This is a genomic window from Novosphingobium sp. UBA1939 (assembly GCF_002336885.1).
Classification (GTDB): Bacteria; Pseudomonadota; Alphaproteobacteria; order Sphingomonadales; family Sphingomonadaceae; genus Novosphingobium.
In genome coordinates this window covers 1-5824 of record NZ_DDFB01000056.1, presented here as the reverse complement: position 1 = coordinate 5824, position 5824 = coordinate 1, and the positions used below count along the sequence as shown (strand labels likewise).

General features: G+C 68.9%; 6 protein-coding genes. 5 read left to right on the top strand and 1 reads right to left on the bottom strand.

All coding sequences use genetic code 11. The annotated features are described in order from the left end of the window. The 3 genes from B3547_RS08460 to B3547_RS08450 form a co-directional block, all read left to right on the top strand. On the top strand, window positions 1-1425 hold a 1425-nt coding region (locus B3547_RS08460; protein WP_292962063.1), incomplete at its 5' end, for a DHA2 family efflux MFS transporter permease subunit. Between the two features lie 11 nt (window positions 1426-1436). After that, window positions 1437-2819, top strand: coding sequence for an efflux transporter outer membrane subunit (locus B3547_RS08455; protein ID WP_292962060.1), 1383 nt, complete (start codon window positions 1437-1439; stop codon window positions 2817-2819). After that, complete coding sequence (locus B3547_RS08450; RefSeq protein ID WP_292962057.1) at window positions 2812-3399, top strand: TetR/AcrR family transcriptional regulator; 588 nt, start codon at window positions 2812-2814, stop codon at window positions 3397-3399. The genes B3547_RS08455 and B3547_RS08450 overlap by 8 nt, the downstream gene beginning before the upstream one ends. 14 nt (window positions 3400-3413) lie before the next feature. Here B3547_RS08450 and B3547_RS08445 read toward each other — a convergent pair whose 3' ends face one another. Continuing rightward, the gene (locus B3547_RS08445) at window positions 3414-4526 is read right to left on the bottom strand and encodes a LuxR family transcriptional regulator (RefSeq protein WP_292962054.1); all 1113 of its coding nucleotides are present in this window, start codon (window positions 4524-4526) and stop codon (window positions 3414-3416) included. An 80-nt stretch (window positions 4527-4606) separates the two neighbouring features. Here B3547_RS08445 and cysD point away from each other — a divergent pair, with 80 nt between their 5' ends. Together cysD and B3547_RS08435 are read left to right on the top strand one after the other, a co-directional pair. Next, window positions 4607-5527: a sulfate adenylyltransferase subunit CysD gene (cysD, locus tag B3547_RS08440; protein WP_124810989.1), complete on the top strand. Its 921-nt coding sequence runs from the start codon at window positions 4607-4609 to the stop codon at window positions 5525-5527. Beyond that, a partial coding sequence (locus B3547_RS08435) for a GTP-binding protein (protein ID WP_292962049.1) occupies window positions 5527-5824 on the top strand: 298 nt, incomplete at its 3' end. The genes cysD and B3547_RS08435, both read left to right, overlap by 1 nt.

The following is a 5824-nucleotide window of genomic DNA, read 5'->3' as shown; positions in this document are numbered from 1 at the left end:
GCGGATGAAATCAGCTGGGTGCAGACCGCCTACCTGATGGCCGAGCTGGTGATGATTCCCCTGTCCGGCTTCCTCGCGCGGGCACTGTCGACGCGCTGGCTGTTCGTGGCTTCGTGCACCATGTTCACGATTTCCAGCCTGCTGTGCGGCCTGTCGTGGTCGATCGGATCGATTATCGCCTTCCGCGCCTTGCAGGGCTTCACCGGCGGCGCGATGGTGCCGCTGGTGTTCGCGGTCGGTTTCACGCTGTTCTCGGGCAAGCAGCGCGCGCTGATCCCGGCCATCCTCGGCACCGTCAGCGTCCTGGCGCCGGCGCTTGGCCCTTCGGCGGGCGGATTGATCACCGACGCGCTGGACTGGCGCTGGCTGTTCTTCGTCAACGTCCTTCCCGGCCTCGCCATCGCCACGGCCTGCGCCATGCTGCTGCGGATCGACAAGGCCGACACCAGCCTGTTGCGCCGGATCGACTGGGCGCACTTCGTAGCCATGGCGGTCTTTCTCGCCGGCCTTGAATACGTGCTGGAGGAAGGCCCCCGTCACGACTGGCTGGGCGATGAAACCATCGCGATCGCCGCCTGGCTGTCGCTGGTGGGGCTGGTGCTGTTCGTGGAGCGCGCGCTGTTCTCGCCGATGCCGGTGGTTTCGCTGCGCCCGTTCCGCCGGCCGATCTTCGCCTTCGCCTGCCTGTTCAACCTGGTGATCGGCTTCGGCATGTATGCCTCGATCTCGCTGGTGCCGGTCTATCTGGCGCAAGTGCGCGGGTACGATGCCCTGCAGATCGGCAAGACGATCTTCGTGGTCGGCGTGGCGCAGCTGGGGTCGACGGTCGTCGCCGCGTCGCTGTCGCAGCGCATCGACATGCGCTGGATGATCAGCGTCGGCCTTTCCCTGTTCGCGCTGAGCCTGTGGCTGACGTCGGGCATGACCAGCCAGTGGGGCTTTTCGGAACTGCTGGTGCCGCAGATGCTGCGCGGCTTCGCCCTGATGCTGTGCATCGTTCCTTCGGTAAACATGGCGCTTTCGGGCGTGCCGCCGCAGGATCTCGGCGCAGCCTCCGGCCTGTTCAACCTGATGCGCAACCTTGGCGGCGCGATCGGCATCGCGGTGGTCAACAGCTGGCTGCAGGACGATACGCGCATCGCCGCCGCGCGCCTTTCCGAAGCGCTGGGTCATCACGCGCGTCCGGCCAGCGATGTCATGGCCAGCCTGGGGCAGCGGATTGCCACGATGACGCCCGACGGCGCGCGCGCGCAGGACATGGCGCAGGCCGTGATGGCGCGCGTGATCGGGCGCGAGGCGCTGGCGCTGGGGTTCGACGACGTGTTCCGGGTGATGGCCTGGATGTTCATCGCGGCACTGGTGCTGGTGCCGTTCTGCCGGCAGGAGCCGGGCGCGACGCCCCCTCCCGCCGATGCCGCGCATTAAGGAGAAGTCTCATGCGTTTCCGCAATCTGCGGCGAGCCGCGCTCGCCCTGCTCCTGATGACTACCACGCCGGCGATGGTCCACGCCCAGCCCGCCACCGGTGCCTGGTGGCAGGCGTTCCACGATCCGCAGCTCGACGAAACCGTCCGCCGCGCGCTGTCGGGCAATCTGGACCTTGTCGCCGCCGCCGCGCGCGTCGATCAGGCGCGGGCCATGGCCAAGGGAGCCCGCGCGGCGCTGTTGCCGTCGCTCGACGCCACTGGCGCAGCCGAAGCCGACCGGCAATCGCTCCATTCGCCGATCGGCGCGGCATCGCGGCAACTGGGCTTGCCCCGGAACTACGAACTCTATCAGGCCGGGGTGGAAGCGCGCTGGGAGATCGACCTGTTCGGAGGACTGTCGGCCCGGCGCAAGGCGGCCGCAGCCAACGCGGCGGCCACGCTGGCGGAGATGGACGCCATGCACCTGGCCATCGCGGCGGAGACGGCGGACGCCTATCTCCACTTGCGTGGGCTCCAGGAACGGCTCGCCTTGGCGCAGCAGCAGGCGCGGTTGCGCGGGGATCTGGCGGCGCTGGTGCGCCAGCGGGCCAACCAGGGACTGGCCCGCGATTTCGATGCCAACCGCGCCGAAGCGGCCCACGCCGCCACGCTGGCCACCTTGCCGCCGCTGCGGCAGGCGATCGAAGTCGACATCGACCGGCTGGGCGTGCTGACGGGGGGAAGCGACCGGGCGTGGCTGGAGCGCCTGCGCGAAACGGCCGCCATCCCCGCCCCGCTCGATCCGGCGCTGGATGCCGATCCCGCCACGCTGATGCGTCGCCGCCCCGATCTGGCCGCTGCCGAACGGCGCGTGGACGCCGCCCGCGCCGGCATCCGCGTGGCGCGGGCGGAATACTACCCCCACCTCTCGCTCGGCGGTCTGGTCGGGCTGGTGACGCTGGGCGGCGCCTCGTTCGGATCGGGGGATTCGGTTTCGGCCAGCGGCGGAGCGACACTGCGCTGGCGCTTGTTCGACTTTGGACGGCTCGATGCGGAACTCGCCGTCGCGCGCGGGCATGAGCGCGAGGTGCTGGCGCTGTGGCGGCAGGCCGCGCAGGTCGCCAGCGCCGAAGTGGCGGACGCGGTCGCCGCGCTGGCCGAAGGCCGGCGGGAACAGGACGAACTGGCCCGGCAAGTCGCCTTGCTCCGCCGTGCGCGCGATCAGGCGCGCGAAGCTTACGCGCAGGGAATCGTCGCCCTGATCGACGTGCTGGATGCCGATCGCAATCTGCTGGAGGCGACCGATCGCCTCGCGCAGAATCGCGAAGCGCTTGCGCGCGCCTCGGTGGCGGCGGTACGGGCGATGGGCGGCGGCTACGGCCCCGGCGAGCAGGAGGCGGATCACCATGGCTGACAAGAGCGCCCACAAGGCCAAAGTGCGCGCCCGGATTCTCGACGAGGCCGCCATCGCACTGCGCAGCGGCGGCACCGAAGGGTTGAGCGTCGCCAATCTGATGAAACGCGCAGGCCTGACGCATGGCGGGTTCTACGCCCATTTCGAGAACCGCGACGATCTGGTTGCCCACGCCGTCGATCGCATGTTCGAAGACAGCCGCGCGATGCTGGAACGCTTCCTGGGCGACCGGCCCGACCTTGGCGGGCTGATCGACCACTACCTGTCGGAAGCGGCCATGCGCCGGCACGATCTTGGCTGTCCCCTGCCCTGGCTGGCGGGTGAGGCCCCGAGAATGCCCGAGTCCGCACGCCGCCGCTTCCAGGCCGGCATTTCCGCCATGCGCGATGCCATCGCCGGCGCGCTGGTCAGAAGCGGCCACCCCAAGCCCGAAGCCGATGCCCTTGCCGCCTCGATGGTCGCCGAAATGGTCGGCGCCATGACTCTCGCCCGCGCGCAGGGCGAAGGCGAGGAAGCGGTCGCCACGCTGCAGGCCGCGCGCGCGGCGCTTCACGCACGCGTGGCGTTACGGCCTCTCTGAACCGGGCCGCGGACTCAGGCGAAAGGCGTCAGCCCGGTCAGTACCATCCGCACCAGATCGGCCTGCCCGGCGGCCCCGGTCTTGGCATATATGCGCTTCGAATAGTTCCGCGCGGTCTCGCTGGTCAGGCGCAGGCGGCGGCCGGCCTCCACGATCGTTTCGCCCATGCTGATGGCGTGCGCCAGCGCGGCTTCGCGATCCGACAGGCCATGGACCGCCGCCAGCGTGCGGACCGCTTCGCGCGCGGCTTCGCGGTGTTCGCGGCGCAGCGTGCCGATCACTGCCGGGAAGGCGCAAGGCTCCGCCAGGGCAAGGTCCGACTTGCGGAGCAACACGTCGAGCGCCGAGCGCTCGTCGAGCCGGATCACCCGCGTTCCGCCCGCCGGACCGGCCGCCAGCGCGGCGCAGGCGGCATCGAGCGCGCGCGCTACATCGGGAAGCACCTGCAACCGACGGCCCGGCGCCGGCCCTGGTTCGGGCGTGAACGCCAGCAAGGCTTCCGCCCAGGGATCGGCGGCCATGACCCGCCCGCCAGCATCGAACGCCAGTTGCCCCACGCCCAGCCGCGCCAGCGCGGCCTGCGCCATCGCCGCCTGGAGCCGCTGCTCGGTTAGCGCGCCCAGCGTGCGCAGGGCGGCGGTCAGGTGCGGCGCGATCGCCGCCAGCGCGGAGACGGCGGTGGCGCTGAAATCCTCGCGCTCGCGCACCAGCAGCAGCCAGGCATCCGCCGCGCCGCCCGCCGAAACGCGCAACCAGCGACCATAGCGGATGCCCATGTCGTGCAGCGCCGCGCGCTGTTCGGCGAGCCGGGCGGGATGGTCGTAGTCCAGCATTTCGTCGAGCGCATAGACCCGGCCGGGGCGCAGCGCGCCGAAGGGATGCAGCCGCAGCGCGTCGAGCCGACGGAAGTCGAGCGGCGGCTCCTGCGCCGCGCGAGGCGCGGCGACATGAAGCACCGTGGGTTCCTGGGCAGACATGGCATTGGCCAGCGTCACGATCAGGAACGCCCGCCGGGCATAGGTGCGCGCCACCAGGTTGCGCATGAACGCACCCCATGGCGGGCTTTCGTGAATGCCCTCGATCAAGGGCAGGAAAAGCTCGCGTTGATCGGGCGAAAGAAATGCCATCTGTTTTTGCTCCCATATGGGAGCTTCATGGTCAAGCCGTTACGCCGATGTGACAGGCAGCCACTCCCACGGAGTCATCCATGTCCAGTTCGTTGCCCCGTTCCTCGCTGACCCATCTCGAACGGCTCGAGGCCGAAGCGATCCACATCATGCGCGAAGTCGTGGCCGAGGCCGAACGCCCCGTCATGCTCTATTCGGTGGGCAAGGACTCCGCCGTGATGCTGCATCTGGCGCGCAAGGCGTTCTATCCCTCGCCACCGCCCTTCCCGCTGCTGCATGTCGATACGACGTGGAAATTCCGCGACATGTACGCGCTGCGGGACCGGATGGCTTCGGAAAGCGGCATGGAACTGCTGGTCTATCGCAATCCCGAAGCGCTGGAGCGGGGCATCAACCCGTTCGATCACGGCGCGCTCCACACCGACATGTGGAAGACCGAGGGGCTGAAGCAGGCGCTCGACAAGTGGGGCTTCGACGCGGCCTTCGGCGGCGCGCGGCGCGACGAGGAGAAGAGCCGGGCCAAGGAACGCATCTTCTCGTTCCGCACCGCCAGCCACGGCTGGGACCCCAAGAACCAGCGCCCCGAACTGTGGAGCACCTACAACGCCCGCAAGAACAAGGGCGAATCGATCCGCGTCTTCCCGATCAGCAACTGGACCGAGCTGGACATCTGGCAGTACATCCACCTGAACGACGTGCCGATCGTGCCGCTCTATTTCGCGGCTGAGCGCCCCACGGTGGAGCGCGACGGCATGTTGCTGATGGTCGATGACGATCGCTTCCCGCTGCGCCCCGGCGAGGAACCGGTGATGCGCTCGATCCGCTTCCGCACGCTGGGCTGCTATCCGCTGACCGGCGCGGTCGAAAGCAGTGCCGCCACGCTGCCGCAGGTGATCCAGGAAACGCTGCTCACCACCACCAGCGAGCGCCAGGGCCGCGCCATCGACAAGGACGCGGGCGGCGCGGGCATGGAAGTGAAGAAGCAGCAGGGGTACTTCTGATGTCCGAAGCAGACGTCATCTACAAGACCGATGCCCTCATCGCCGAGGACATCGACGCTTATCTCGAAACGCATCGCAACAAGACGATGCTGCGCTTCATCACCTGCGGTTCGGTGGATGACGGCAAGTCCACGCTGATCGGTCGGCTGCTTTACGATTCGAAGATGATCTTCGAGGACCAGCTCGCCGCACTGGAAGCCGACAGCAAGCGCGTGGGCACGCAGGGGCAGGAGATCGACTTCGCGCTGCTGGTCGATGGCCTGGCCGCCGAACGCGAACAGGGCATCACGATCGACG

Coding starts and splice junctions, on each gene's coding strand:
- B3547_RS08455 (WP_292962060.1), top strand. CDS start 1,437: ATGCGTTTCCGCAATCTGCGGCGAGCCGCGCTCGCCCTGCTCCTGATG.
- B3547_RS08450 (WP_292962057.1), top strand. CDS start 2,812: ATGGCTGACAAGAGCGCCCACAAGGCCAAAGTGCGCGCCCGGATTCTC.
- B3547_RS08445 (WP_292962054.1), bottom strand. CDS start 4,526: ATGGCATTTCTTTCGCCCGATCAACGCGAGCTTTTCCTGCCCTTGATC.
- cysD (WP_124810989.1), top strand. CDS start 4,607: ATGTCCAGTTCGTTGCCCCGTTCCTCGCTGACCCATCTCGAACGGCTC.